General features: G+C 65.0%; 1 protein-coding gene. It reads right to left on the reverse strand.

Features of this window, described 5'->3' with window-relative positions; genetic code table 11:
* A partial coding sequence (locus SB772_RS39940; protein ID WP_410838511.1) for an ABC transporter substrate-binding protein occupies nt 1-303 on the reverse strand: 303 nt, incomplete at both ends.

Here is a 303-nt window from a genome sequence, read left to right on the forward strand (position 1 = left end):
CGCCGCCTTCGCGACTTCGGCGTAGAACGCGTCGCCGAGTGCGTCGGCCTGCCCGATGTACGCGAGCGTCTTGACGTTGTGCGCGGCGGCGTGTTCGGCGATCGCGCCCGCCATCATCGCGTCGGTCTGCGGCGTCTTGAACATCCAGTGACGCTTGTCGTCGACGGGCTCGATGATCTTCGCCGACGAGGCCAGCGAGATCGTCGGCGTTTCGCCTTGCGCGATCACATCGAGCATCGCCAGCGTGTTGGGCGTGATCGACGAACCGATGATCGCGTCCACGTGTTGCTCGTCGATGAGCTT

The sequence above is a fragment of the Paraburkholderia sp. SIMBA_030 genome (assembly GCF_046535245.1).
Classification (GTDB): Bacteria; Pseudomonadota; Gammaproteobacteria; order Burkholderiales; family Burkholderiaceae; genus Paraburkholderia.